We start from the raw sequence: 25188 nt of genomic DNA, 5'->3' as shown, positions 1-25188 counted from the left end.
GTCGTGTCAGCGGACAAGGCGTCGCTCCAGGGCTCGCAGCAGCAGGGAAGCCGGATAGGAAATGAGGATGAAGGCCACACCGATGACCGTGAGCGGCTCCGTGAACTGGAAGTGCTGCTGCGAATACAGCCGCGCCTCGCCGAGCATCTCCAGCACGGTGATCGTCATCAGCATCGGCGTGTCCTTGAGCATCGCGATGACGTAGTTGCCGAGCGCCGGCACCACGCGGCGGACCGCCTGAGGCAGGATCACCGCCGTCCAGGTGCGCCGCACGGGCAGGCCGAGCGCCGTGGCCGCCTCCCACTGGCCGGCGGGCACGCCCTCGATACCGGCCCGGTAGACCTGCATCGTGTACGTCGAGTAGTGCAGCCCGATCGCGATCACACCGGTGGTCAGCGCGGAGAACGTGATGTTCCACTCGGGCAGCACGTAGAAGAGGAAGAACAGCTGCACCAGCAGCGGGGTGTCGCGCACGAACTCGGTGGCCACCCCCACCGGCCAGCGCACCCAGCGGGTCGGGGCCCGCATCAGCAGCGCCCACACCAGACCGAGGGTGAACGAGATCACCGAACCGAGGGCCAGCGCCTGCAGGGTGACCAGCAGGCCGTCCCGGAAGTGCGGCATGAAGTCGCCGACAGCGTTCCAGTCCCAGGTCATGAGGCACCTCCGCCCACGGTGGCACCGGCACCGGCGCCCACGGCCGCCGTCCCGGGCCGCTTCGGCTCGCGCGCGGCCGTGCCGCGCTCCGGCTCCTTGCCGATCCCGGCCCTGAGCCGCTTCTCCAGCCCGCGCATCAGCCGGGTGAGCAGGAAGGCGATGACGAAGTAGATGAGCAGGACGTACGTGTAGACCTCCGCGCTCTGCTGGAGCGCGAGCCGCACCAGGTTGGCGCTGAACGTCAGATCGCCCATGCCCATCACGGAGACCAGCGCCGTGCCCTTGAGGAGCTCGACCAGAAGGTTGGAGAAGGGCGGGATCATCTCCGGCACCGCCTGCGGCAGCAGGATCAGCCGCATCCGCTGCCAGGGCGTGAAGCTGAGCGCGATCCCGCCCTCACGCTGCGCCGGGTCGACCGCGTTCAGCGCTCCGCGCACGATCTCGGAGCCGTACGCCCCGTACGTCAGCCCCAGTGCCAGCGTGCCCGCCCACAGCGGGACGAGCTGCCAGCCGAAGGCGAGCGGCAGCACGAAGTACACCCAGAAGATCATGATGAGCGCGGAGGTGCCGCGGAACACCTCGGTGTAGAAGCCCGCGAGGAAGCGGACGATCCACCGCCGCGAAGTGCGCGCGATTCCTGCCAGGAAGGACATGGCGCCGGCCAACAGTGCGCTGAGGAACAGCAGTTGGACGGTGACCCAGATCCCTTCGAGTACGAGTTTCCAGAGTCCCGATGTCATCCGCGGCACAGCTCCTTCGCGGTCATGTCGGTCATCTCGGCCCTGGTGAAGCCGAACGGCCGCAGGATGCGGAAGAGTTCACCGCTCTCCTTCATCTTCCGCAGCTCGACGTTGAAGGCGTCCCGCAGCCTCGTCTCCGGCGAACGGAACGCGAAGCCGCCGCCGTCGATGTGCGGGTTGCCCTTGACCAGGGGCGTGAAGGGCTTCGTGCTCTCCGCCCTGCTGGACTTCCGCACCACCTCGCGGATGGTCAGCGCGGTCCCCGCGAAGACGTCGGCGCGCCCCGCCTCGACCGCGTTCAGCCCGGCCACCTGGTCGGGCACGATCAGGATGTCGCTCTCCCTGTACCCGGCCTCGACCGCGTACTGGATCTCCGCGTAGCCGGTCCCCGTCGCGAATCTGGCCTGCTTCGCCACGACGTCCTTGTAGTCGTGCAGCCCCTTCGGATTGCCCTTGCGCACGATGAACGCGTCGAGCATCTGATAGTCGGGGTCGGCGAATATGACCTGCCGGCAGCGCTCCGCGTTGATGTACATCCCGGCGGACACGACATCGAACTGCTGGGAGTTGAGCCCGGGTATGAGCGAGCCGAACTCGGTCGGCACCGGCTGGACACGCCCGACGCCGAGCCGCTTGAAGACGGCTTTCGCCAGTTCCGGTGCCTCGCCGGTGAGGTGGCCGTCCCGGTCGATGTAACCGAAGGGGATCTCGCCCGCGATGCCGAGGCGTACGACGCCCTGCGCCTTCAGCCGGCCGAGGAGATCACCGCCGTCCGTCCCGGACGCCGTGGCGACGCGACTGCAGCCGGCGGCGCCGAGCGCACCGAGCGCCGCGACCCCCGCGAGCAGCGACCGGCGGGTCGTCCCGGACGGGTGTCTGTCATTTCCACGTGCGTTCCCACGTGCTGTTCCAAGTGGTGGAGCCATGGCCGCGCGGCTACCCGGGACCATGCGATGTATTCGGACCGGTTTCCGGCCCCGTACGTGTCCGGTGCGCCATTGACCGCCGGGCGTGACGACCGTCGTTGAACTGCTCCGCCTGCTCCCGCTCCGGCTGCTCAGCGGCTACGTGGGCCGGGTCACGGGCATCGTCCGGGGCCGGCCGGTCGACGGCCTCGACGCGATGGCCGAGGTCCGCAACGACCGGTCCCTCCCAAGGCGGGTTCAGTGTCCGGGCACGTACCCGCGCTTCTTGTCGACCACGTTCGACAACGGCTTGCCCGCGGCCCAGCGCTCGTACAACTCAACGAACTGCTCGCCCAGTTCGTCCCGCCAGCCGACCGTGTCCCCGCTCATGTGCGGCGACACGATCAGCCCCGGGACCTCCCACAACGGGCTGTCACGGCCCAGCGGTTCATGCTGGAAGACATCGAGGGCCGCACCCGCGATCCACCGCTTCGACAGCGCCTCGGCGAGCGCCTCCTCGACGACGAGCTGCCCGCGTCCGACGTTGATGAAGCGGGCCGAGGGCTGCATCATCCCGAAGCGCCGTGCGTCGAACATGCCGTGCGTCTCCGCGGTGAGCGGCGGCGCGGACACCACCCAGTCGGCGCGCGCCATCAGCCGGTCCAGCTCGTTCGGGCCGTGGATCCCGGTGCGCGGGATGCGCCCCACCAGCGCCGTGGTGACGTCGAGCGCCTTGAGGGTGCGGACGATCGCCCGCCCGATCGGCCCGGACCCCACCACACAGGCGCGGGTCCCGGCCACCCGCTGCGACTCGCGGTGCCGCCATTCGTGGCGCCGCTGAAGGTCCCAGGTCCGCGGGAGGTCCTTCGCCATGGCGAGGACCAGGGCGGCGACGTACTCGGCGATCGGCCGGTCGAAGATGCCGCGCGCGTTGGTCACCACCGTGTCGGAGGCGGCGAGCTCGGGACACATCAGATGGTCCACGCCCGCGCTGGCGGTGTGCACCCAGCGCGGTCGCGGCCCCTCGCCCGGCCAGGCACGACGCACGGCGTCCGAGGTGAAGTCCCACACGAGCAGCGCGTCCGCATGCGGCAGCCGCTCCGCGAGCGTGGACTCGTCGGCGTGCTCGATCCGTACGCGACCGGTGAGCCGGCCGAGCCGGGGGAGCGGGTCGGCGTCCAGGACGAGCAGGGTGGCCGGGGCCGACGGGCGGGGCGTGCCGGGGGTCATACCGGCGTTCACCTGGGGAAACCGTTTCGCAATGCGAGTCCGCTTCTCTGGGGAGATCCTGGGGCGAAATGACCGGGGAGACGTGCGGGCGAACGGGTGCCGAGCCGTCTGAGATGCGCGGATCGACCACGCTCGCACCCGAACCTACCTTCGTCAACACGGGCTCGCATACGGTCCGTTGCCCGCCTGTTTCCCTTCCCTTCCCTCCCCTTCCTTCCCCGAGGCCGGTGCCTGCCAGCCCTTGGTCTCCGCAGGCAATCCCGGCCTTCGGGTCCGGCGGGAGGGCGTTCCCTGTCCCGGAGGCGGACCCGCGGATCCCGGTGATCTCGGCCAACCAGGTGACGATGTGGGCGGCGCTGCGCCAACTGGGTACCCGGGCGGTAGGTCCCAGTCGGCGGCTGATTGACAGAGCCGTCCGCCGGGGACCCGTACTGCCCGAAGAACAGGAAGGTTGGGCATGACCGCACTCGGATTCCTCTACCCGGGCCACTCGGCCGAGGACGACTACCCGCGCATGGAGCAGCTGCTCGGCAGCGACATCCGTCTGACCGTCGTCCACACGGACATCGGGGAGGACGCCCGCAGCGTGGACGCGCTCCTCGAAATGGGCTCGGCGCACCGCCTCGCGGCGGGCGTCGAGGAGCTGCGCCTGTCCGGCGCGGAGGCCGTGGTCTGGGCGTGCGCCGGCGGCAGCTTCGTGTACGGACCGCAGGGCGCCCATGAGCAGGTCCGCGGCCTCGCCAGGGCGGCCGGCCTGCCCGCGTCGTCGACGTCCTTCGCCTTCGCGCACGCGGCGCGGGAGATCGCGGCCCAGCGGGTCGCGATCGGGGCGACCTACCCCGATGACGTGGCCGCGCTCTTCGCCGCGTTCCTGAAGGAGGCAGGCACGGAGGTGGTGGCGGTCCGCGGCTCCGGTGTCGTCACCGCTGCCGAGGTCGCCGGCTGGGACTACGACCACGTTCTCGCGCTCGCCCGCGAGGCGGACCACCCGGACGCCGACGCGATCCTCCTCCCCGACACGGCCCTGCACACCGCCTCCCACCTCCCGGCCCTGGAGAAGGCCCTGGCCAAACCGGTCCTCACCGCGAGCCAGGTCACGGTCTGGGAAGCCCTACGCCTGGCCGGCCGCCGGGTGAACGCCCCCGAACTAGGCACCCTGTTCACCAGGGAGCCGATCGTCCAGGCGTAGATCCAGAGTCTTTCAACCCCTCCGGCGGGAAATTCCAGCCCCTCCGGCGTTTGAGGAGCGGGGTCTGGGGCGGAGCCCCAGGGACGGGACGGGACGGGACGGGACGGGACGGGGCGGAGGGCGCGAAACACCCGTCCCCAGCCCCGCCGGGGGGAGTCATCTCGCCCGGGGGAAGCCGCCCGCCCCGGGAAGCACGCGGAATAACCGGAGCCACCCTCCTGTTCGTACGTGGAGGAGACCAGCACGTACGCAACAGGAGGCACCCCGGTGGACGAGACGGCGGAGACGGGCGAGACGGGCGAGATCCGAGGCACGGCACAGGGCACCGCCCCCGTACCCCTGTCCGTACTGGACCTGGTCACCGTGGGCGCGGGCCGCACCGCGACCGACGCCCTCCGCACCAGCGTCAAGATCGCCCGCCTGGCGGAATCCCGCGGCTTCCACCGCTACTGGGTGGCCGAACACCACTCGATGCCCGGCGTGGCCAGCTCCTCGCCCGCGGTGATCCTGGCCCACCTGGCCGCCCACACGGACCGCGTCCGGCTGGGCTCCGGCGGAGTGATGCTCCCCAACCACGCCCCCCTGGTGATCGCGGAGCAGTTCGGCACCCTTGAGGCGATGGCCCCGGGCCGCGTCGACCTGGGCCTCGGCCGGGCCCCGGGAACGGACGGCGCGACGGCCGCCGCGCTGCGCCGCACCCAGCGCCTCAACGAGGGCGCCGACGACTTCCCCGAGCAGCTCGCGGAACTCACCCGCTTCCTGGACGACGACTTCCCCGACGGTCACCCCTACGCCCGGATCCACGCCGTTCCCGGGCCCGTGCAGGCGACCTCGCCGGGCGGTGTCCAGTCCCCGCACCGGCCCCCGATCTGGCTGCTGGGTTCCTCCGGCTTCAGCGCCCGCCTCGCCGGAGCCCTCGGTCTCCCGTTCGCCTTCGCGCATCACTTCTCGGCGCAGAACACGATCCCGGCGCTCGACCTGTACCGCGAGTCCTTCCGGCCGAGCGCGGTCCTCGACGCCCCGTACGCCCTCATCGGCGTCTCCGCCCTCGCCGCGGACGAGGAGAAGGAGGCGCGCCGCCAGGTGCTGGCGGCGGCCCTGAGCATGGTCCGCCTGCGCACCGGGCGCCCCGGTCTGGTGCCGACCCCGGAGGAGGCGGAGGCCTACGAATTCAGCGCCATGGAGCGGGAGTTCGTCGGTTCCTGGAACGCCAACGTCATCCACGGCACCGCCGACGAGGTCCGAGCCGGCCTCGACGACCTCCAGAAGCGCACCGGCGCCGACGAGTTGATGATCACGGGCAACGCGCACAGCGGCGACGTACGGCTGCGCTCGTACGAACTGATCGCGGACGCCTACGGGTTGCCGAAGGAGCAGAACCATCCTGCCTGAGGCCCGGGACGCGCAGGTCTGCGGAACCCCCCGTGCCTGAGGCCTGGGACGCGCAGGTCTGCGGAACCCCCCGTGCCCGGGCCCGGGACGCGCAGCTCTGTGGAACCCCCCCCCGTGCCCGAGGCCCGGGACGCGCAACTCTGCGGCCCCCCCCGTGCCCGAGGCCCGGGACGCGCAGCTCTGACGAACAGGACGCGCACGTCCGAGGAACAGGACGCGCCGGTCCGGAGGACCGGGATCCTCAGGTCCGCGAACCGGGGCGCTCAGGCCTGAGGGCAGGCCGCCGACATCAGCAGCGCGGAGATGCGCTCCGGCGCCACCGGCCGGGAGTACAGCCAGCCCTGGCCGGTGTCGCAGCCGATCCCGCGCAGCCGGGACGCCTGTGAGGCGGTCTCCACGCACTCGGCGGTGACGGTCAGGCCCAGCCGGTGGGCGAGTTGGATGAGCGCCTCGACGATGACCTCGTCGGCGGGGTTGGGGTGGGCGGACGAGCCGTCGGCGTTCTCGTACTGGAAGCCGCGGACGAAGGAGCCGTCGAGCTTCAGCACGGACACCGGGAGCCTGCTCAGGTAGGCGAGGTTCGAGTAGCCGGTGCCGAAGTCGTCGATGGCGATGCGGACCCCCATGTCACTGAGAGCCTGCAGTGCCTGGAGCGGCCGGCCCGCCGAGCCCATCACCGCCGACTCCGTCAGCTCCAACTGGAGGAGCTGCGGGGCCAGTTCGGTCTCCGCCAGGATCTCCGCCACGTCCGCCACCAGGTCCGAGTCCCAGACCTGACGCACGGCGACGTTGACGCTGACGAAGATCGGCGGGGCGTCCGGACGGTCCAACTGCCAACGGCGGGCCTGGCGGCAGGCGGTGGCCAGCACCCAGCGGCCGAGCTGGACGATGGAGCCGTTCTCCTCGGCCAGTCCGATGAACCGGTTCGGCGTGAGCATCCCGAACCGCGGGTGGTTCCAGCGCACGAGCGCCTCGACCCCGTGCACACCGCCGTCCTCCATGCCCACCAACGGCTGGTACTCCAGGGCGAATTCACCCCGCTCGACGGCCGCACGAAGAGTGGACGAGAGGGCCTGGCGCGTCATGCGGTGCGCGTTGCGCTCCGGGTCGAAGAGCGTCCAGCGGCCTTTGCCGTCCGCCTTCGCCCAGTACAGCGTGGTGTCCGCGGCCTGCATCAGACCGGTGGCGGTCGTGCCGGTGGCACGCCGCTCGACGACCCCGATGGACGCCGACAGCGACAGCCGCTGCCCCGACAGGTCGAACGGCGCCTGGAGTGCCTTCAGTACGGACTCGGCGAGGTCCGCCAACTGGTCGGTGCCCGTGGAGTCCTCGACGAGCAGCGCGAACTCGTCCCCTCCCAGCCGCGCCACCAGGGGAGTGGCCGCCCTGGTGAGGCCGGCCTCCTCCGCGCAGCGCGTCAGGCGCTCCGCGACGGCCGCGAGCAGTCGGTCCCCGACCCGGTGGCCGAGAGTGTCGTTGACCGCCTTGAACCCGTCCAGGTCCAGATAGCAGAGCCCGATCCGGCCGGTGCCGCCCTCGTCGTACGCCTCCGCCTCCAGAGCCGCCGTCAGGCGCTCGAAGAACAACGTGCGGTTGGGCAGCCGGGTCACCGGGTCGTGCATCTGCAAGTGGCGCAGCCGCGCCTGGAGTTCACGCCTCGCGCCGATGTCGGTGACCGAGATCAGGACCGCCCGCTCCTGCGGGGGCAGCGGCGCGACCGTGACCTGCGCCCAGATCGCATGGCCGTCGGGGTGCTTGAGCCGGCGGGTGCAGCGCAGCCGGGCCCGGCTGCCGCTCACCACCTCGCGGTACGCCTGCCAGGTGCGGGCGTCGGAAGCCAGGTCCACCAGGTCGGCGGCGACCCGCCCGACGAACGTCCCCGCCCCGGCGCCGAGCAGCGTGCCCAGCGACTCGTTGGCGGTGACGACGAGACCCTCGCGGTCGACGACGGCCATCGCGAGGGGAGCGGTGGCGAAGGCCGCCCGGAAGGTACGGGGTGACGTTCCGTCGGGAACCGCCATGGGCGCGGGCGCCCCGGAGGGCGACCCCGGCGGTACGGGAGACGCGGAGGGGACGGGTGGGCCGGGAGAGGTCCCGGCGGACGTACGAGAAGACGTGTCGACGTGACGTTCTGTGACGGTCGGCCGGACGAGGTCTCCCGCGGGCGCCGGCCCTTCGGACGTTCCGCTCACCGCTCGCTCCCGCAGTGCACTCGTTCTTCGTATAGGTCTCTCGGGGCGGTCGGCCGGTGATGGACCGCCGCACAAGCCGTGTCCGTGCAGGAAAGTGTGCCGATCATAGAGGCTGCCCTCGAAAAGGTGCAGCCACTGTCCAGTGTCCAGGAACAACCACCTGTTCTGACAGATCGTTTCTGCCTGTATCTGGATGGGTTCTCTCCCCCGTCGACCGCATGTGACGTTCCGTGAAGGTCCGGGGGTGTCGGCCCGTATGCCCTCTCACTCTTCCGGTGCAGACAAACAGGGCGAAGTATTACAAATTGAATCAGGCTGGGTGCGGTGTCCCGAAATCCGCATCCGGAGGTCGACGTGCCGCGTCCGCTCCCCCTGAGGGTTCTCACCCGCGAGGCTCCGCGCGGCCTCGCCCGTGACGGGGCACCGCGCTGGCGCGGTACCGCGGCCGTGTTCACCTCGATGACCGCGCTCGCCGCGACCTCCCTGGTACCGGGGCATGCGCTCGCCGGACCCCTCGCGTCCCCCTGCGCCCTGACGCGGACCGCGGCGCACCACTCGGAGGGTGTCGACACCTGGAACTCCTCCTATGCGCGCCCCACCCGTCCCCTCAACGCCGTGATGGTCTTCTTGTCCTTCCCGGACTCCACCCCGCGCACCACGCCCGCCGAACTGACGGGCGACTACTTCCCCGCCACCAGCCGTTTCTTCGAGCATGCCTCGTACGGCAAGTTCACGATTCGTCCGCATCCGCAGCGCGCCTGGATCCAGATGCCGCACTCCTCCACGTCGTACGCCATACAGCGCGACTGGAACGCCACCGACCGCGCCGCCTATCTGCGCGACGCCCTCTCCGCGGCCGACCCGCAGGTCGACTTCTCGCGCTACGACGTCGTCTACTTCATCGCGGATCCGGACGCGCCCGGCGTCGACTCGGACGCCACGAAGGTCGTCAACCTGGACACACCCCTGCACGCGGACGGCAAGGACATCAAACGCGTCGTCACGGTCTTCGAGAAGCATCCGCCGGACCGCCTCGTCCTCGCGCACGAGACCGGCCATGTCTTCGACCTGCCCGACCTCTACCACCGCCCCTCCGACGGCAAGGGCGACTGGGACACCTATGTGGGTGACTGGGACCTCATGGGCAGCCAATTCGGTCTCGCCCCGGACCTCTTCGGCTGGCACAAATGGCGGCTGGGGTGGCTGGAACCGCACCAGGTGGCGTGCGTACTGGGCTCCGGCATCACCCGTCTGACGCTGGAGCCGTTGGAAGCCGGACCCGTCGACTCCGCGGTCGGTTCGGCCGGCGCGAGCGCCGCGGGGGCGGCCGGCTCCGGGGTGCTGGCGACCCGTTCGGCCGCGCCGAGCGGGACGGGGGCGCCCCTGCAGGGGCCGCGGGTGTCCTCGCGCGGGTCGGATGCTTCCGCTTCCGGGCCTCGGGTGTCCTCGCGCGGGTCGGATGCTTCCGCTTCCGGGCCTCGGGAGGCCTCCTTCGGCCCGCGAGTGCCCTCCGGCGGGCCCCGGACGTCCTCGCGCGGTTCGGGCGGGCCGGGCACGACCCCGGACGCGCTGGGCGTGGCGGCTCCCCCCGGCTCGCAGACCTTCGGCGTCGGCCGGGGCACCAAGTTGGCGGTGGTCCCGACGGGTCCGGACAGTGCGGTCGCCTTCGAGGCACGCGGTTCGACGGGCAACGACGGCTCGACATGCGAGCAGGGCGTCCTCGTCTACCGGGTCCGCAGCGAGACCGAGTCGGGCAGCGGACCCATTCAGGTGCTCGACGCCCACCCCCACACCGAGTCCTGCTGGGAGGACTCGGTGTACCCGCCGCTCGCGGACGCGCCGGTGAGCCTCGGCCAGAGCTTCAAGGTGCCGGGCGCGAAGGTCCGGGTCCAGGTGGAGGACCGGACGGTTTCGGGGGCCTGGACAGTGAAGATCACAACTGGCTGAGCCGCCTTCGTGACACCGGCCGCAGCGACACGCGTGAACGGTGCAGGGCGGCAGATCGCAGGCGACAGATGGCAGGCGACAGACGGTATGTGCCGGGTGCTGGGCGGCGGGTGCCGGTGACGGGTGGCCGGGTGACGGGCGGCCGGGGCTCCGTGGTGTCCGGAAACGACGAGAGCGGAATGCTCGCGTTTCCGCGAATCATCCCGCTCTCGTTGGCGTGCGCCGCCAGGGACTCGAACCCCGGACCCGCTGATTAAGAGTCAGCTGCTCTAACCAACTGAGCTAGCGGCGCCTGCTGACGTCGTAGACCTTAGCATCCTGATCGGCGCGAGGAAAAATCGATATCCGTACCGCCGCGGACGCCGCCGCCCGGGCCGCCCGTACGGCCGCCCAGAGCAGGATTTCGGGGCCGGGAAGCCAGGGCTGCCGAGTGTCGGGGGCGACCAGCCAGCGGGAATCGGGCCGGACGGCCTCCGGTCCGCCATCGCCGGTGCTCAGCGCGGGCACGGTGACCGCGTCCCCCGTACCGTGGCAGAGGAGCGGCGGCACCTCCCGGCACCGCCCCACGTGCCCGCCGTGCCCCACGGCCTCACGCCCCGCGTGTCCACCGTGCTCCGCGACGGCCTCACGCCCCGCGGCGGCGCCCGAGCCCCACTCCTCCCACTCCATCAGTGAGGGGAGCCGCTGGGCGGTGCCGGGCGCGGCGAACAGCAGCATTCGCCCGCGGTGCGCCGCCACCGGGCCCGAGCCCGGTCCGTCGTCCCAGAGTCGGTCGAGCATCCGCCGCCCGAACAGCGCCGGCGCGCTGACGACGTCGAAGGTGCTGCCGCAGGGCAGGACGACCGGAGCGTTCGGCCGTTCGTGCCAGAGGGCGAGCATGCTTCGTGGATACGTTCCCGCCGAGGCGAGCCAGGCGGCTCCCTCGGACGTGACACCCGAGACGTCCAGCCGCTCGGGCGACTGCGCTCCGGGGCTGCGAGGGGTGCTGCTCGGCGGGTTCCGTGTGCTGCTCATGCCGGATACATCTACCGCTGGTGAGCGCTCGGTCCCGGAGGGTTGCCGGAAATCGGGACAGGAGCGGGTGAGGTGGAGTATCTTGCCCGGCTGGCATATGCCAAGGGGGCCTGGATCTGTGGCGGAGCTCTCCCTCTGCCAGGTTCTCCACCGGTCCCTCTACTGGCTCGTTCGCCGGTCCGTCTGCCGGTCGCAGAACCGGCCTCCGGCCCCGGTCCGGCCCCCGATCCGGCCCCCGGTCCCTGCCCCGGGTCCGCCCCCGGCCCCCGGTCCCGATCCGGCCCGGGTCCCTGTCCCGGTCCGGCCCCGGCCTCCGCTCCCGGTCTGGCCCCCGGCCTCCGGTCCCGGTCCGGTCCCAGGCCCCCGGTCCCGGTCCGGCCCCGGCCTCCGGTCCCGGGCCGGCCCCGGCCTCCGGTCCCGGTCCGGCCCCGGTCCCTGTCCCGGGCGTGTGGGTCCGAGTGGGCCGGAGTGGGTCCGGGCGGGTCCGAGTGGGCCGGAGTGGGTCCGGGCGGGTCCGAGCGGGCCGGAGTGGGTCCGGGCGGGTCCGAGCGGGCCGGGCGGTCAGAGTGGGTCGGTCACCCCGTGACCGTGTCCGTTGCCCTCCGTGCCCCGCAGCAGGTCCTGGCCGAACTCGACCATCTTCTTCGCGTAGTCCTCGGTCCACTCGGCCCGCTCGGCGATCGAGGCGGCGGTCAGCCGGTCGAAGCGGCGCGGATCGGCGAGCTGCGCGGCGGCGATGGCCTGGAACTCGACGGCCCGGTCGGCGGCGGCGCGGAACGCGTGCGCCAGCTCCGTGGACCGGTCCAGCAGTGCGCGCGGATCGTCGATCGACTCCAGGTCGAAAAAGTGCTCCGGATCCCCGGCGGCTTCCGCGGGCTCGAAGAGCAGGGGCGCGGGGCGTAGCCGCGGTTCGTTCCGACGCGGCGTGGGCTCCGCCATGTCTTCTCCTCCTCGTACGGTTCAGGGGCCCCTCTCCGTAAAGGGCCACCGTCCATTGTCTCGCGCCCGCGCAAGTGGGCCCGAAGGGGCGAGCGCGCCCCGCCGGGCCGGGACATTGCCGGGCCGGGTGAGCCCGGAACGGCGCTCAGGGCCGCCACGCCACCCGATGCTCCGCCAGATGGGACAACACCGAATGATTGGCCTCCCAACCATCCGGAAACTTCACGGTCACTCCCAGCTGTACGGGCTCGGTCGACGGGTGGTCGTCCAGCAGTTCCGTGATTCCTTCCCGGCAGATCACGATGCACGCGTGCCGGTGCCGCGAGGCGAGCACGCACAACCGTCCGGTCTCCAGGTGGAACGCCGTGGCGTCGGGCCGCCCCGACAGCGGATGCAGGACGACCGTGACGTCGAACTCCCGTCCCTGGAGCCGGTTCGCCGTGTCGACGGTGACGTCCGTGACACCGAGGCCGGCCAGCGCCGCCCGCACGGCCGCGGCCTGGTCCCGGTGCGCCGTGCCGACGGCGATCCGGTCGGCCGTCAGAGGCACCGGATCCTCCGCCCGCTCCGACGTGGCCGCGCCACCCCGGTCGAGCAGCCGCCGTACGACCCCGGCCACCGCGCGCACCGCCTCCGGGTCAGTACGCGGTGTGTGCCGGGCGGGCAGCTCCAGCAGACCCCAACCGGACTCCGCCGCCTCGTCGATGACCCGGTCGGTTCCCGAACCGTCCGACGGGACACCGAAGTTCAGCAGCCGGTCGCCGTGACCGGTGCCGCTGCGGAACGGCGTGTACGGATAGAAGGCGTGCGAGACCAGTGGCGCGGCCGACGCGGGCAGCCGCCAGGACACCGGCAGCCGGTGCTGCGGCAGCTGCGGATTGTGCGCGAGCAGCGTGGTCACCGCGGACGCCGACGGGTCGTAGGACAGTCCGGCCCACTGCTCCGAACCGACGATCGCGAACGGGTCCAACTGCCCGGGGTCGCCCACGAACAGCGCCCGCTCGAACAGCCCGGCCACGGCGAGCAGCGCGTCCGAGCGCATCTGGTACGCCTCGTCGACGATCGCGTGCCGCCAGGGCTCGACGCCCTTGACGTGGGCCCACTTCGCGGCGGTGGAGATGACGATGTCCAGGCCCGCGAGGTCGGCCGCCTTCGTCGACTTGCGCACGTGATCGAGACCGTCGAGCGCCTTGTCGTACGGGTCGGAGTCGCTGCTGTGCAGCCGCCCCACGGGCAGTTCCGGGGCCTTCTCGGCGAGCCGCAGCACCAGGTCGTCGACCTGGGCGTTGGTCTGCGCGATGACCATCAACGGGCGTCCCGCGGCGGCCAGTTCGAGCGCGGCCCGGACGACGAGGGTCGACTTGCCGGCGCCCGGCGGGGAGTCCACCACGACACCGCGGTCGGTGCCGTGCAGGGTGTCGCGCAGGATCGCATCGGTGGCGCGGGCGGCCTCGGCGCCCGGGTCGAACACGGCGGTCAAAGGACGTCCTCCTCGGTCACCGGGTCCGGCAGGGGTACGGCGTCGGGCTCACCCGGCGGCCCTCCGTGCGTCCACGGTGTCTCCTCCGGGTCGGGCAGCTTGGCGCCGCCGCGCTGCTCGTGCTCGAAGAGCGTGAAGCAGACGAGGTCGCCCTTCTCCGGCAGGGACCCGGCCTCGGGTTCCTTGCCGCGCCCCATCTTGTCGACGATCCGCAACACCACGGCGCCGCCCTCGTCGTCGAGCTCCACGAACTCCGCGGCCTGCGGCTTCCCGCCGAGCGAGCGGTACACCTTGGCCCGTTCCCCCAGGTGCGGGCGGTCGTCCGTGCGGATGGTCACCAGGGGGCGGGGGCTCGGCCGCTTGCCCTCGCTGTACGCCATCACGACATCGGTGACCTCGCCGGCGAACGCCTCTCCGGCGAGCCGCCGGCCGGCCATGACCAGCGGGTCGTCGAGGGCCTCCTGTGCTTCCAGGCGGGCCTGTTCACGCTCGCGGGTGGCCAGCTTGTTCGCGGCGGTGACCGCGTCGTCGCGGCGCGGCTGCGGTGGCTCGCCCGCCACGACCCGGTCGCGGTGTCCGGTGAACGACCAGCGGTCGCGGGTCCACCGGTCGGCGGCGTGCGCCCCCTCCGGCAGCGTGCGCAGCAGGTCGAGTCCCTGCCAGACCGTGTCCCAGGTGGGCCGGGTGACGCGCTCGACGAGTTCGCGGATCTCCCGCTCGGCGGCGGTGAGTTCGCCGAGCCGGTCGTCGGCCTCGATGCCGTCCTCGGCGGCGGCCAGCGCCGTGCGCGCGCGGTCGTAGCGCTCGATGGCGGGGGCCAGCAGCTGGTTGTCGAAGGCGGGGTCGGTGGCGGGTCCGGCGGGCGGGCAGACGAGCTGGCCGCGTGCGTCCCGCTGGAGCTCGGCCCGCACCGCGGCCTCGGCGCCCGGCTCGCCGTCCGGCGGATCGATCCACGCGAGCAGCGCGCCGAGGTGCTGGTCCTCGAGGCTGCTCTGTCCGGTGGCCCAGTGCCGGGACAGGACATCGGTGAGGGCGAGGAGCAGGGCGGAGCCGGGCACCCGGGCACGCTCCCCGAAGTGGGTCAGCCAGCGCCCGAACAACGGCACCCGGGGCGGCGCCGGATGCGGTGCCTCGGGATCCTGCTCGGCGGTCCGGCGAAAACGCGTGGAGCGCCCGAGAAGGCGGATGAGATCGATGCCCGCGCGGCCCGGCACGATCAGCTGTGGTGCGTCCGCGCACAGCTCCACTTCGACCTTGACGCGCTTGCCGGTCTCCGGATCGGTCTCGCTGCGCTCGGCCGCCTCGACCACGTCCGCGTACGAGTCGATGTAGGGCAGGACGACGTCCGCCAGCTCGGCGAGGAAGGCGAAGCGCAGGTCGCGGTCGCGGGGCTGCGGCACGACCAGCAGCCGGGGCGCGTCCCGGTCCGTGCCGACGAGCGCGCCGAGCGGTGCTCCCGCCTCGCCCGCGGTGGTGAGCGGCACGAACACCAGCGGCCGTTCGACGAGATGGCGGTGGAGCACGGTGGCGGCGGGCTGCGCCCGCCCGCTCTCCACGGCCTCCAGCCGCGCGAGGGCGGCGATCAGCGACATGAGCCCGCCCTCCGACCGTCCGAGGCACCGGCCACCGGCACCGGGGCTGTCGGCGCGGAGGCTCCGGGCACCGGGGTTCCGGGTGCGGGAACTGCGGGCGCGGAGGCTCCTGGTTCGGGAACCCGTGGCGCGAGGTCTTCCGGTACGCGGGCTCGCGACGTCGGCGCGACCGGCACCCGGGCCTCCCCGGCTCGGGCGTGGGTCTCCGACGCCGTGCCGCGCAGGGCCTCCGCTCGGAGCAGTGCCGCTCTCCTGAGGGCCGCGACGGCGGGGTCGTCGGGGTCGCCCGCCCTCCCGTGCGCCGCCGCCAGTACGTCCGGGACGGTCGTCAGACCGCCCAGCTCCGCGCGCAGCGAGCGGCCGAGCGACGTCACCGCGCCCTCGGCGCGTGCGCGGGCCCGGCAGTGGAAGGCCAGTTCGCAGGCGGACAGGCACTCGGGGGCGTAGGTCGCGGGGACCGCCTCGACGGCGGTGATCAGCGCCTCCGCCGGAAGGGCGGGGGAGAAGCAGCTGCCCTCGGGGAGGGCGGCCGCGATGTCCTCGACGCGGGTGAGCCGGGCGAGCTGTCGGCGGGTGACCGCGCGCTGCTTGCGGACGTCGACGGCCGAGGCGGCCGGGAGGTTGGAGAAGTCCTTCGGGCAGACCAACAGGACGCGGTGGCGGACCTCGGGGGCGGGATCGAGGCGGGCGGCGACCTCTTCCAGGGCCAGCACGTACACCGCGGACTGCCGGGCGGCGGCGCCCACCTTGGCCGGGTCGGCCGAACCGTCCAGCATCGGGAACGACTTGATCTCGACGACCGTCCAGCCGCCGTCGGGGTGCACGACCACCGCGTCCGGCTCCAGGAAGGCGGCGGAGCCCGCCACGTCGAGGGCGAGCATGGGGTGGTCGAGCAGGGTCCAGCCGCCGGCCTCGGTGGCCTCGCGCAGCGCCAGTGCCGTACGCGCGGCGCGCCCCTCGGGGCCGATCGCGCTCAGGTCGGGCACGGCACCGGCGCCGGGCGGCTCGGCGCCGGGGTCCAGCTTCTCGTGCACCAGCCGCAGCAGCTCGGCGCCGCCGTCGGCCTTGACCCGCGCCTCGAACGCGTTGCCCCGCATGAAGGCGAACTGCGACATTCCGAACGCGGACAGCGCGCCGAGCGCACTCGCCAGCTTCGCCTTGTCCACGCCCGCCCCGTCCAGCAGGGCGCGGCGGTCGCACCCGGGGTTGGCCGCGAGCGCCGCGAGGGCGCGCGCGTCGAGCGCCTTCGGTGCGACGTCCGGACCGCGCAGCTCAGCGAGCTGCTGTCGCAGCGCTTTCCCCCGCGTCCGTGGGAGAGGCACCCGGCTCGGCTCCCGGCCCGGTTCGGGACTCGCGCTGTCGGGGAATTCGTTCACCCGGGGAAGTCTGGCACCCCGCACTGACAATCGTGGAACCCTCGCCCCGCGAGGCACCCGAGACCCACGGGACGCGGCCCTCGACGAGGGTCCGCAGACGGTTCGCCGCCCGCATCACGAACGGGGTCAGCAGCAGGCCGGCCCCCATCACCGCGGCGCCCGCGACGGCGTCCAGGAAGTAGTGGTTGGCCGTGCCCATCACGACGATCGTGGTGAACAGCGGATAGACGACGGCGGCGACCTTGGCCGCGGGCGTGCGGCCGTGACGCCACAGCATCACTCCGCACCACAGCGCCCAGCCCACGTGCAGGCTCGGCATCGCCGCGTACTGGTTCGTCATCCCGCCCATACCGCGCGGCGCACTCGCCTCGCCGCCCCACCAGCCGTAGGAGCTGTACTGGGCCATCGTGTCGACGAAGCCGTGACCGGGCGACAGCAGCCGGGGCGGACAGGTCGGCAGCAGGGTGAAGCCGATCAGGCCTATGAACGTGGAGGTCATCAGCCAGGTGCGGGCCGCGCGGTAGCGCACGGTCCGGGAGCGGAAGAGCCAGATCAGGATCGCGGGCGTCACCAGGTAGTGCAGCGACCCGTACCAGAAGTCGGCGGGCACGCCCAGCCAGGCCTCACGCGTGAACAGCCGGTTCAGCGGATGTTCGGCGTTGAGGTGGAGGAGCTTCTCGATCCGCAGGATCGACAGGCCGTGGCCCACGGCGCCGTCGGTGTCGCCCCGGGCGAGCAGCCGGCCCGCCGTGTACGACGCGTACACGAGCAGGATCAGCGGGACCTCGGTCCACCAGCGGAGCCGTGCCCGCTCCGCCGCGGACGTGCGCGGCTCGGTCCACCGGCGCGACCGGGTGCGCGGTGCCGCTTCGGTACGCGGTGCATCGGTCTGCGGCATCCGATCGCCCTCCCCCATCTGCTCGTGCCCATCTGCTTGTGGTGACCCGACAGTCCGCTGTCCGCTGACGACGGTCCGTGGCCACCCCGGGATTTTACGGTGTACGCGAATGCCCCGGAGGGGCGCCCCGGATCTCAAAGACGCGGGGATCGCCCCCCGGGTTGCCCGCAGCAGTGGTGAGCGATGATGGAATCACCCACTCCTCAAGCCGTCGTCGAGTGAGCCATCTCTCACTCGTGCCGCCCGTTCCGGAAAGGCTCTTCTCCATGGCACCGCGCATCCTGCTGGCCCGGCACGGACAGACCGAATGGTCGTTGTCCGGAAAGCACACCGGCAGGACCGACATCCCGCTCCTGGAAGAAGGGCGGCGCGGTGCCAAGCTGCTGGGCGAGCGGCTCCACCGGGCGCCCTTCGACGGACTCCCCGGTGTCGAGGTGCGCACCAGCCCGCTCGCGCGCGCGCACGAGACGTGCGAACTGGCCGGTTTCGGGGAGCGCGCGAGTACCTGGGACGTGCTCATGGAGTGGGACTACGGCGCCTACGAGGGCATGACCCCGGCGGAGATCCAGGGCATCCGGCCCGGCTGGTTCATCTGGCGCGACGGCGTCCCCGAGGGGGAGACCCTGGAGCAGGTCACCGCGCGCGCGGACGAGGTCGTCTCATGGGCCCGCTCCGAGGACCGTGATCTGCTGATCTTCGCCCACGGCCACATCCTGCGTTCCATAGGCGCCCGCTGGCTTGGTCTTCCGCTGGACTTCGCGGCCCGCATCCGCCTCAATCCCACCTCTCTGTCGGTGCTCGGCTGGGCCTACGGGGAGCCGGCCGTCGAGGTGTGGAACGACTGCGGACACCTGAGCGCCTGACCGGCGCCCGGGGCGGCCCTCAGGCCGTGCGCGGCAGGTTCGCGTGGCGGTCGAGGAACGCGGAGACGCCCGAGGCCCTGCGGTGCGGGAGCAGTACGCGGGCCGTTCCCGCCAGCATGGTCTGGATGCGGGAGGACTGGACCTCGTTCAGCAGGTCCAGGACTCGCAGACCGGCGAGGGCGGCCTCGTCGGGGCGACCGCCGCGGGCCAGGTCGTCGGCGAGTTCGGCGGTGTAGAGGGCGATGTTGCGGGTGAAGTGCGGGTCCTGGAGGTGGGCGGCGCGGCGCGCGTGGCGGGCCGCCCGGGGCCAGTCGCCCAGCGTCGACCAGCACTGCGCTTCGAGACCCTCCAGTTCGGCCTCTCCGTAGAAGGTCATCCACTCCGGGTCGGTCTCCGAGGGGCCCCGCTTGTAGAGGGCCTGGGCGCGCGCCATCGCCTGTTCGCATCCCTTGCGGTCGGCAAGCCCGGCCCAGCCACCCGCCTCGCGCAGCGCGAGCAGGGAGAGCAGGCGGGGGGAGCCCAGAGGGCGTGCGGCGCGCTGGGCCGCCTGGGCCGCGCGCACGGCCTCGCGAGGGCGCCCCGCGTCGCGGGCGAGGAACGCCGTGTTGCAGAAGGCGTGCGCCTCGAGGCCCGGGTCGCCCGCCATCCGGGCGGTCGCGAGGGCCTCCGCGTAGTGCGAGCGCGCGTCGTCGAAGCGCCCCGAGTCGTGTGCCAACCAGCCCACCGAGATGGCCAGTTCGCCCGCACCGGAGTACAACCGGTCGGCGGTGGTCTGCCGGGTGGTGCCCGCATCGAGCAGCGCGTACGCCGTACGCAGGGGAGTCGCGGCGCGTCGGTAGAGGCCGTCGGCCCCGTGCCGGTCGTCGAGCAGTCGGATCTTGCGGACGGCTTCTTCGAGGGCGTCCGCCTCGGACGTACCCGCCCGGTGGACGCGCCGTTCGGCCGCCGCGGCGCTGCCGCCGAAGGCGCCCGCGAAGGGTCCCAGTGAGGCCGCCGCCACGGTGGCGGTGCCTCCGGTCATGAATGCGCGACGCTGCACGTCGCTCTCCTCGTGGTTCTGATCGCGTTTCTCGTACGGGTCGTACGGGTCGTACGGGTCGTACGAGTGGCGCGGGTCGTACGGGTCATGGGTGTCGTACGGATCGTGCGGGTGGTACGCGGTGCGCGGGGTCCCGGGGTGGTGCGGACCCGGCGTCTCATACGTCTCGTGCGCCCCGTCCGTCTCATATGGGGCGTGCGAACGGTTCGTGGAGTGTGTGGGGGGTGCCTCGTCGATGTCTCGCGCCCCGCGTCCGCGTACCCATGAGCGGGGAGTGAAACCGAGGTCGGTCAGCGTGCGGCCGGGGAACATGTGCAGGAACACCCGCTCGTACGCGTAGTTGGGACAGCGGATCTCGCCCGCCTCGACGCGCCCGATGTAGCGCGCGTCGCAGCTGACCCGCTCGCCGATCTCGCGCGCGGCCCTCCGCACCGCCGCGGCGAACTCGCCCGGGGAGCGCTGGCCGCGCAACCGCCGGAAGGCGAGATTCGGCCGTGGTGGCCGGGGGGACGGGGACGAGGTCACCGTTGACGACGCCATGGCCGGGCCCTCTCTTGCGAACCGTCGAACCATGCCGGAATCCGGGCCGAGTTGACCGGGTTGTGCCCAGTAGGTGCCCTGCTTCCGGCGGGGCAAGAACGTACCTGTTGTGACGGCGCCGCCACGCTGGGTTTGGCTACAAAACGGATATCTCATCCACGATCTGCCATGAACTGCCATCCTTTGTGGCGGAGTTTCGCCGTAGCCGTTGACGTCCTGGCGCGTTGAACCGTGTGGACCGGGAGCCGCCCGAACTCCCGACCCACTCGTCATGAGGAGGGGTTCCGTTGGAGGCCGGGATGCAGATCACGCAGAGCGCCGAGTTCCGTACACCGCCGTCGACCGCGCAGCACAGGCCGTCCCCGGAGTGCGGTGTTCCGCTGCGGCCGGCCGCCGAGTGCGACCTGGTGACCGTGCCGGCCCGCCAGGGGCTGGAGGCGGTCGACATCCTGCGCCGGGTCGCGGCCGACTTCGTAGGGCCCGTCCTGCACGACGGCGGCTGCGACACCCTCGGCTTCCTGGTGCCGCTCGGCACCGCTGAGGCCTGGGACGTACCCGGCAGCACCTGTACGCAGACCGACGGCCGCGGCCTGCGGCCGGCCCCCGAGCCCCCGGTCGAGGGCTCGGACTGGCTCCTCCCGCCCGGCGAGGCGGATCTCGCGACCGACCCGGCGGTGCTGCGAGCCGCGCTGGGCGAGGCCGCGCGACTGATCGAGGCGGCGGACGGCTGCCGGTGAGCTCGCCGGGCCGTGACCGATGACCGCCGCTTCCCGCGGCCCGTGCGCGGCCGGTCCGGGCGCCTCGGAGACGGCTCCCGCGAGCCCTGCCGGCGCCGGTCGGGGTACCTCGCGGACCGCGTTCGTGAGCCGTGCCGACGCCCGTCGGGGCACCTCGGAGACGGTGCCCCGAGTTCTGCCGACGCCGGTCCGGGCACCCCGGTGAACGGTCGCTGGGCCGAGGCGTCGTCGCGCACCGATAATGGCGGGATGGCAAGGGCGAGGAATCAGCGGGCGGACGAGGGCCGCGACGCCGGGCGGGGCGGGCGGCGCGGGCAGGGGGCGGCCGAGGCGGTCGTGGAGGCCGTGGACGGCGGGCTCGCCGAGCTGCTGCCCGACCGTGACCGGGCGCGCGCCTGGACCCTGCTCATCGACGGCGCCCCGCAGTCCCACGTCGATCTCGACGACCCCGCCTACCTGAGCTTCGAGTACCAGCGCCGCCTCGGCCATGTCATCGACCTCGTCGCCCCGTCCGGCAAGCCCGTTCAGGTCGTGCACCTCGGCGGCGGCGCCCTCAGCCTGGCCCGCTACACGGCCGCGACCCGCCCCCGGTCCACCCAGCAGGTCGTCGAACGCGACGCGGCCCTCGTCCAACTGGTGCGCCGCGAGCTGCCGTTGGATCCGAACGCCCGGATCAGGGTGCGTTCCACGGACGCCCGGGAAGGTCTCGCCAAGGTGCCCGACGGATGGGCGGACCTGGTCATCGCGGACGTGTTCAGCGGCGCCCGCACCCCGGCACACCTGACGTCCGTCGAGTTCGTCATGGACGTCCGCCGGACCGTGAAGGACTCCGGCGTCTACGCCGCGAACCTCGCCGACGGCCCCCCGCTCGCCCACCTCCGCGGCCAGATCGCGACCGTGGCCTCCGTCTTCCCCGAACTAGCCCTTGTCGCCGACCCGACGGTGCTGCGCGGCAAACGCTTCGGGAACGCCGTCCTCGTGGCCTCGGGACGGCCGCTGCCGATCGCCGAACTGACCCGCCGCGCGGCTTCCGACCCGCATCCCGCCCGGGTCGAACACGGCAAGGAGCTCATGGACTTCACGGGCGGCGCGTCACCGGTCACGGACGCGGTGGCGGTCGCGTCACCGGCCCCGCCGCCGTCCGTGTTCCGCTGACCCGGCGTCAAACGCCCTGGACGGCGGCTCCGACACGTGCCCCGGCTCGTCAGGGGCCCCGTACTTCCGCTCCCCGGTTCGCCGGCCGGTCGCTGCTCCCGCGTGGCGGCTCCGGCCGCCCGCGTACGTGCGCCCGCCCGCCACATCCGTCGGGTCAGTACGTCCCGATGTCCACGTGCGGCGGCCCGTCGTGCCAGTCGCAGAACACCGACACCCGGTCGGCGCCGGAGGTGAACTCCACGCGGATATACGTGTCCACCTTCCACACCTGCATCGACCAGCCGGTGTTCGGCGTCGCGGACACCAGCGTCCCGTACGTGGCGGCGATGTCGAAGACCACCCGGCCGCCGTCGGAGTCGTAGCCCTTGATCTGTCCGGAGGAGGTCGGGGAGGCCGTCGAAGTGGGGGAGGCGGGTGACGGACCGCCGCTCGCCGGCGCGGACTTCGAGGGTGCCGTGCTCGGCTTCGGGCTCGTGGACGGCAGGTTCGTCGCGTCCCTGGACGGCTCGGCCCGCTGGGTCGAGGACCCCAGCGGTCTCGTCTCCCGCGTCGTCGCGCCGGCCGCCGTGATGGGCAGGGCCCGCGGCGGGTCGTACGCCGTCCCCGTCATGACGGTGTGGACACCCCACCACGACAGCGTGACCGCCGCGCCCGTGGCGAGCGACCACGCGAGTACGTGTACGAGTCCTCTGCGCATCGCGGCCATACTGCACCACGAGCACCACGGGTGTCTCACGGCCCTGCCAAGATCCGGAATGTCCCCGGAGGGCGGGCCGGGATTGTCCACAGGTGCCCAACCAGGGTTGTCCACAGGCGCCGTACGGCCGCGCCCGGATGGCGTACGGTGCCGCCCATGGCAAGTGTGCTCGTTGTCGAGGACGACCAGTTCGTACGCTCGGCCCTCATCCGGCATCTGACCGAGGCCGCGCACATCGTGCGCAGCGTCGGCACCGCCCTGGAGGCGCTGCGCGAGGTCGCCCATTTCTCCTTCGACGTCGTGATTCTCGACCTCGGACTGCCCGATCTGGACGGGTCCGAGGCGCTGAAGATGCTGCGCGGAATCACCGACGTCCCGGTGATCATCGCCACCGCGCGGGACGACGAGACGGAGATCGTCCGACTGCTGAACGCCGGCGCGGACGACTATCTGACCAAGCCGTTCTCGGTCGAGCACCTGTCGGCGCGGATGGCGGCGGTGCTGCGCCGTTCGCGCACCACCGTGGGCGACGCGCCCGTGTCGACGGTCATCCGCGTCGGCGGGCTCGCCATCGACCCGCTGCGCCGCCAGGCGGAACTGGACGGCGTACGACTCGACCTCACCCGGCGCGAGTTCGACCTGCTCGCCTTCCTGGCCGGGCGCCCCGGCGTCGTCGTGCCGCGCAAGGAACTGCTTGCCGAGGTGTGGCAGCAGGCCTATGGCGACGACCAGACCATCGACGTCCATCTGTCGTGGCTGCGACGGAAGTTGGGGGAGACGGCGGCGCGTCCGCGTTATCTGCACACCCTGCGGGGCGTCGGCGTGAAGCTGGAGCCGCCGAGAGTGGAGCGGCCGCTATGAGGTGGGCACTGGTCAAGGTGTGCGTGGCGGTGACGACGATGGTCGTGATCGCCTTCGCGGTCCCGCTCGGCCTGGTGATCAAGGAGATGGCGCGGGACCGGGCGTTCTCGAACGCCGAGCGGCAGGCCGCCGCCATCGCGCCCGCGCTCTCCATCACCACCGAGCGGGACGAGCTGGAGCGGGTCGTCGCCTCGGCCGGCTCGGACGCCGGGATAGGCGTGCACATCCCCGCCGCCGACGGCAAGCCGGCGGTCGAGATCGGCAAGCAGCGCGCGGTCGGCAAGGACATCGCCATGACCCGGCGGCTGGGCCGGGCCTCCACCACGGAGGTGCCCGGCGGCTCCGCGCTGCTCCAGCCCATCGCGCTCAGCTCCGGCGAGATCGCGGTCATCGAGGTGTACGTCCCCGAGGCCGAGGTCAGCAACGGCGTGGGTACGGCCTGGGCGGTCCTCGCCGCGGTCGGCGTCGCCCTCGTCATCGGCTCCGTCGCGGTCGCCGACCGGCTGGGCGTGCGGATGGTGCAGCCCGCGCAGCGACTCGCCGAGAGCGCGCACGAGCTGGGCGAGGGGAAGCTGGGCTCCCGCGTGCCCGAGGAAGGACCGACCGAACTGCGGCTGGCCGCCGTGGCCTTCAACTCCATGGCCGACCAGGTCGTCCAACTGCTCGCCAACGAAAGGGAGCTCGCCGCGGACCTCTCGCACCGGCTGCGTACACCGCTGACCGTGCTCCGCCTCAACACCGCCTCGCTCGGCGACGGACCGGCCGCCGAGCAGACCCGGGCCGCCGTCGCGCAGCTGGAGCGCGAGGTCGACACGATCATCCGGACGGCCCGGGAGGCCAAGCCGCAGACCGCGGCGATCGGCGTCGGCGCCGGGTGCGACGCGTCCGAAGTCGTCCGGGAGCGCATGGACTTCTGGTCGGCGCTCGCCGAGGACGAGGGCCGCAAGGTGCGGGTGGCCGGAGTGGACCGGCCGGTCCGCATACCCGTGGCCCGCGCCGACCTCGCCGCCGCGCTCGACGCCCTCCTCGGCAATGTCTTCCGCCACACCCCCGAGGGAACGGCCTTCGCGGTCGACGTGCACAACGCCGAGGACGCCGTGATCATGCTGGTGTCGGACGCGGGCGCGGGAATAGTGGATCCGGTGGCGGCGATGGCGCGCGGACGGGGCTCGGGCAACGACGGGTCGACCGGTCTCGGCCTCGACATCGTGCGTCGGCTCGCGGAGTCGACGGGCGGGGACGTGCGGATCGGTTCCTCCGTGCTGGGCGGAACCGAGGTGCGTATCTGGATCCAGCTGGACGGAAGAGCGCCGGTCCGGAGCGGGCACCGGGGCAGGGTACGGCGCCGCAGGCGCGGCGCGGGTGTGCGCTGAGCCACGCCGCGGGACGCGCCGGACCGCTCCGAGCTTCTGGCCGCAGGACGCCACGGACCGCCCTGAGCTTCTGGCCGCGGGGCGTGCCCGGCCGCTCCGGGCTCGTGGTCGCGGGACGCCCCGGACCGCCCTGAGCTTCTGGCCGCGGGACGCGCCGGACCGCTCCGAGCTTCTGGTCGCGGGCCGCGCCGGACTGCCCTGAGCTTCTGGCCGCGGGGCGTGCCCGGCCGCTCCGGGCTCGTGGTCGCGGGATGTGCCCGCCGCTCCGGGCCCATGGCCGCGGGTGTGCCCGACCGCTTCGGGCCCGTGGCCCTGGGTCGCGCCAAACCGCCCACATTGGTCTCGACCTTTAACGGCTCCCGATGCCTTCCT

At 72.6% G+C, this 25188-nt stretch carries 21 protein-coding genes, 1 tRNA gene and 1 pseudogene; 9 read left to right on the top strand and 14 right to left on the bottom strand.

The genetic code is table 11. From position 1 onward, the window contains the following. Positions 1-6 precede the first annotated feature (6 nt). The 4 genes from ehuD to ACFYR3_RS25260 form a co-directional block, all read right to left on the bottom strand. Positions 7-657 (bottom strand): ectoine/hydroxyectoine ABC transporter permease subunit EhuD, encoded by a 651-nt coding sequence (gene ehuD, locus ACFYR3_RS25275; protein WP_355850960.1) that lies wholly within the window; start codon positions 655-657, stop codon positions 7-9. Beyond that, positions 654-1397: an ectoine/hydroxyectoine ABC transporter permease subunit EhuC gene (ehuC, locus tag ACFYR3_RS25270; protein WP_355850957.1), complete on the bottom strand. Its 744-nt coding sequence runs from the start codon at positions 1395-1397 to the stop codon at positions 654-656. The genes ehuD and ehuC overlap by 4 nt, the downstream gene beginning before the upstream one ends. After that, positions 1394-2323 (bottom strand): ectoine/hydroxyectoine ABC transporter substrate-binding protein EhuB, encoded by a 930-nt coding sequence (gene ehuB / locus ACFYR3_RS25265; protein ID WP_355850954.1) that lies wholly within the window; start codon positions 2321-2323, stop codon positions 1394-1396. The genes ehuC and ehuB overlap by 4 nt, the downstream gene beginning before the upstream one ends. Positions 2324-2560: 237 nt before the next feature. Then, positions 2561-3532, bottom strand: coding sequence for a D-2-hydroxyacid dehydrogenase (locus tag ACFYR3_RS25260; RefSeq protein ID WP_355850951.1), 972 nt, complete (start codon positions 3530-3532; stop codon positions 2561-2563). Positions 3533-3822: 290 nt separating this feature from the next. On the opposite strand from ACFYR3_RS25260, the pseudogene ACFYR3_RS25255 reads away from it, so the two are divergent. The 3 genes and pseudogenes from ACFYR3_RS25255 to ACFYR3_RS25245 all read left to right on the top strand — a co-directional run. After that, a pseudogene (locus ACFYR3_RS25255) lies at positions 3823-3993 on the top strand (decarboxylase); the annotation flags it as partial. Continuing rightward, a complete protein-coding gene (locus ACFYR3_RS25250; RefSeq protein ID WP_355850948.1) occupies positions 3990-4721 on the top strand; it encodes a decarboxylase in 732 nt (243 codons plus the stop codon). The pseudogene ACFYR3_RS25255 and the gene ACFYR3_RS25250, both read left to right, overlap by 4 nt. A 267-nt stretch (positions 4722-4988) precedes the next feature. Continuing rightward, complete coding sequence (locus tag ACFYR3_RS25245; RefSeq protein WP_355851039.1) at positions 4989-6113, top strand: LLM class flavin-dependent oxidoreductase; 1125 nt, start codon at positions 4989-4991, stop codon at positions 6111-6113. Positions 6114-6376: 263 nt separating this feature from the next. Here ACFYR3_RS25245 and ACFYR3_RS25240 read toward each other — a convergent pair whose 3' ends face one another. Then, complete coding sequence (locus tag ACFYR3_RS25240) at positions 6377-8305, bottom strand: EAL domain-containing protein (RefSeq protein ID WP_355850945.1); 1929 nt, start codon at positions 8303-8305, stop codon at positions 6377-6379. A 354-nt stretch (positions 8306-8659) separates the two neighbouring features. On the opposite strand from ACFYR3_RS25240, the gene ACFYR3_RS25235 reads away from it, so the two are divergent. Further along, entirely contained in the window at positions 8660-10252 is a 1593-nt protein-coding gene (locus ACFYR3_RS25235; RefSeq protein ID WP_355851036.1) for a M6 family metalloprotease domain-containing protein, read from the top strand. A gap of 218 nt (positions 10253-10470) precedes the next feature. Here ACFYR3_RS25235 and ACFYR3_RS25230 read toward each other — a convergent pair. The 7 genes from ACFYR3_RS25230 to ACFYR3_RS25200 form a co-directional block, all read right to left on the bottom strand. Further along, positions 10471-10544 (bottom strand) — tRNA-Lys (locus ACFYR3_RS25230). Next, entirely contained in the window at positions 10535-11266 is a 732-nt protein-coding gene (locus tag ACFYR3_RS25225; protein ID WP_389284781.1) for a bifunctional DNA primase/polymerase, read from the bottom strand. The genes ACFYR3_RS25230 and ACFYR3_RS25225 overlap by 10 nt, the downstream gene beginning before the upstream one ends. A gap of 561 nt (positions 11267-11827) precedes the next feature. After that, positions 11828-12205, bottom strand: a complete 378-nt coding sequence (locus tag ACFYR3_RS25220) for a hypothetical protein (protein ID WP_355850939.1) — start codon at positions 12203-12205, stop codon at positions 11828-11830. A 145-nt stretch (positions 12206-12350) separates the two neighbouring features. Further along, a complete protein-coding gene (locus tag ACFYR3_RS25215) occupies positions 12351-13685 on the bottom strand; it encodes an AAA family ATPase (protein WP_355850937.1) in 1335 nt (444 codons plus the stop codon). Continuing rightward, on the bottom strand, positions 13682-15277 hold the full coding sequence (locus ACFYR3_RS25210) for a hypothetical protein (RefSeq protein WP_355850934.1): 1596 nt from the start codon (positions 15275-15277) through the stop codon (positions 13682-13684). Before ACFYR3_RS25210 ends, ACFYR3_RS25215 begins: the two co-directional genes overlap by 4 nt. Then, positions 15268-16599 (bottom strand): hypothetical protein, encoded by a 1332-nt coding sequence (locus ACFYR3_RS25205; RefSeq protein ID WP_389284780.1) that lies wholly within the window; start codon positions 16597-16599, stop codon positions 15268-15270. Before ACFYR3_RS25205 ends, ACFYR3_RS25210 begins: the two co-directional genes overlap by 10 nt. After that, positions 16550-17551: a phosphatase PAP2 family protein gene (locus ACFYR3_RS25200; protein WP_355850929.1), complete on the bottom strand. Its 1002-nt coding sequence runs from the start codon at positions 17549-17551 to the stop codon at positions 16550-16552. The genes ACFYR3_RS25205 and ACFYR3_RS25200 overlap by 50 nt, the downstream gene beginning before the upstream one ends. A gap of 266 nt (positions 17552-17817) precedes the next feature. Between ACFYR3_RS25200 and ACFYR3_RS25195 the strand changes: the two genes are divergently transcribed. Beyond that, positions 17818-18414 (top strand): histidine phosphatase family protein, encoded by a 597-nt coding sequence (locus tag ACFYR3_RS25195; RefSeq protein WP_355850926.1) that lies wholly within the window; start codon positions 17818-17820, stop codon positions 18412-18414. A gap of 19 nt (positions 18415-18433) precedes the next feature. Here ACFYR3_RS25195 and ACFYR3_RS25190 read toward each other — a convergent pair whose 3' ends face one another. Next, complete coding sequence (locus ACFYR3_RS25190) at positions 18434-19993, bottom strand: hypothetical protein (protein ID WP_389284779.1); 1560 nt, start codon at positions 19991-19993, stop codon at positions 18434-18436. A gap of 299 nt (positions 19994-20292) precedes the next feature. On the opposite strand from ACFYR3_RS25190, the gene ACFYR3_RS25185 reads away from it, so the two are divergent. Both ACFYR3_RS25185 and ACFYR3_RS25180 read left to right on the top strand, forming a co-directional pair. Beyond that, the gene (locus tag ACFYR3_RS25185; protein ID WP_355850920.1) at positions 20293-20730 is read left to right on the top strand and encodes a hypothetical protein; all 438 of its coding nucleotides are present in this window, start codon (positions 20293-20295) and stop codon (positions 20728-20730) included. Positions 20731-20979: 249 nt separating this feature from the next. After that, positions 20980-21885, top strand: a complete 906-nt coding sequence (locus tag ACFYR3_RS25180; RefSeq protein ID WP_356780963.1) for a fused MFS/spermidine synthase — start codon at positions 20980-20982, stop codon at positions 21883-21885. A gap of 154 nt (positions 21886-22039) precedes the next feature. Here ACFYR3_RS25180 and ACFYR3_RS25175 read toward each other — a convergent pair whose 3' ends face one another. After that, complete coding sequence (locus ACFYR3_RS25175; RefSeq protein WP_389284778.1) at positions 22040-22582, bottom strand: hypothetical protein; 543 nt, start codon at positions 22580-22582, stop codon at positions 22040-22042. A gap of 156 nt (positions 22583-22738) precedes the next feature. Here ACFYR3_RS25175 and ACFYR3_RS25170 point away from each other — a divergent pair, with 156 nt between their 5' ends. Beyond that, a complete protein-coding gene (locus ACFYR3_RS25170; protein WP_261703598.1) occupies positions 22739-23443 on the top strand; it encodes a response regulator transcription factor in 705 nt (234 codons plus the stop codon). Continuing rightward, positions 23440-24816, top strand: coding sequence for a HAMP domain-containing sensor histidine kinase (locus ACFYR3_RS25165; RefSeq protein ID WP_355850911.1), 1377 nt, complete (start codon positions 23440-23442; stop codon positions 24814-24816). Before ACFYR3_RS25170 ends, ACFYR3_RS25165 begins: the two co-directional genes overlap by 4 nt. Positions 24817-25188: the final 372 nt, after the last annotated feature.

The sequence above is a fragment of the Streptomyces sp. NPDC005784 genome, assembly GCF_042871525.1.
Taxonomy (GTDB): domain Bacteria; phylum Actinomycetota; class Actinomycetes; order Streptomycetales; family Streptomycetaceae; genus Streptomyces.
Note: the sequence above shows the minus strand (reverse complement) of the source record. Positions and strands in the feature narration are given on the sequence as shown.